The organism is Fictibacillus sp. NRS-1165 (assembly GCF_050468105.1).
Taxonomy (GTDB): Bacteria; Bacillota; Bacilli; order Bacillales; family Fictibacillaceae; genus Fictibacillus_C; species Fictibacillus_C terrinigri.
In genome coordinates this window covers 1-1,585 of the sequence record NZ_JBDPNU010000132.1, presented here as the reverse complement: position 1 = coordinate 1,585, position 1,585 = coordinate 1, and the positions used below count along the sequence as shown (strand labels likewise).

1 protein-coding gene and 1 pseudogene are annotated in these 1,585 nt (G+C 38.1%); both read right to left on the bottom strand.

Annotation, left to right across the window (positions count from 1 at the left end; genetic code table 11):
• Positions 1–198: 198 nt before the first annotated feature.
• Positions 199–830, bottom strand: a pseudogene (locus tag ABHN01_RS25020) (spore coat protein).
• Between the two features lie 162 nt (positions 831–992).
• Positions 993–1,585, bottom strand: a 593-nt coding sequence (locus ABHN01_RS25015) for a GerAB/ArcD/ProY family transporter (protein ID WP_429877793.1), incomplete at its 5' end; no start/stop codon positions are given.

Here is a 1,585-nt window from a genome sequence, read left to right as displayed (position 1 = left end):
TTATGGCCAATTGCGATACGATTATTAAACGACTTGTAAGCACGGTCAATCAGATAAATCGTTGGGTGGACTTGGTGTGGAAGATTGTGCAACAGCCGCCAACATGGCGCCTGATGGCTACCTCTTAAAAAGGGAATTAAAAAGGAGAATACCACTCTCCATCGAAAATAGAAAGGTTGGCATCCTCCAAGGATTGATTTATTGAGTCATATTATTGTTTGGCTTCTGCTGCTGGCCTTGTGATAGTTCATACGAAGTTAGCATTTGCTGCATATCTTGCAGTGCTAATTGTGGTACTTGGTAGTAATGATATTTGTTTTGATATAGTGAGATTTCATACGCCATTTCTATACAGTTTGGAACAGAATCAGCAAGTACCCGACGAACAACAGGGTTTGTTGTTTCAAGTGCTGCCATGGTTTTTGCAGAAGCGTTTGTCTTGATTGATCCAAGCATGTAACCGGAAATACACTCATCTGTAATCTCTTCCAACGATTGAAGTGGCTTTTTGGGCTGAGATGGCTTTAAACCATATATGAAATCGTTCCCCTGATTCATCTTGTAACTTTTAGTGGGCTTTGAAGGATCTTGACCAGTAGAAAAACACTCCACTGTTATGTTGTATTCATCTTGCATAAATGTATATTGACGATCCATGATATCTAACAGTTCTTGGTCTTTTACATGAGGACGCAATAACATGTATTGATCGAGTGTGCCTACTGTTCCTGACAGGACTTCGTGTACATCAAAAACCTCATGTCCTCCATGATTGGGGAAATATTCCCTACATGCATATTTTGGTGCATCTGTTCCTGATTTTCCAACATTTATATCCTCCTAAAGAATTAGTCATAACAGCTGTTAGTATGTATTTACCATCATAAATTATTCTTTTATTTGTTTTACGTCTCTTGTACATATTTTTAATCGAGCACCTTGTCCATCTCACAAGTAATCCCACCCCGTTCAGGGCATGAAAATTTGTGAAGTTAACGATGAATATCGTTTTTTTGCTTTGAACTTTTTTTTCGGTTTTTAAAAAAAACAACGATAAGAAGCAAAAGAGGTATTATCACTTGAAAAGGAAGATGGAGAATAAATGGAACCTGTCTTAACCCCTCCTGTAGATGTTCTGAAAAATTACTTGCAATCGTATTGGATAACAACAGCGTAACTATCCCAAGGGGATAAGCAAGGCTTGATGGTTTTTTGATTTTAAACAGACTTGCAGTTGCTGTTACAGTTACATAGAAAAAAAGGCCGATCTTAAAAAATCCATTAATAATCAGGGCAAGCATAAAAAATACATCTAGACGTTCCAAAAATTCTGCAATCGAGATCGATTGTACAGTTGATAGTAGGGGAAACTGTGAACGTGTCGCCAGATCCACCCCCAACACACTAATGTTAATGGCCATAGCAATAGCAAGATTAAAGCCGCTTAAACCCAGCGCACACAAACCCGTCCATTTTAACTTTTTGGGGTTATTTAAATAGGGAAAAATCATTGCAAAAACAACAGATTCCCCAAAGGGTATAAATAGCGTTTGAGTAAGGGCAGTTTTCACCACAGGTCTAATAC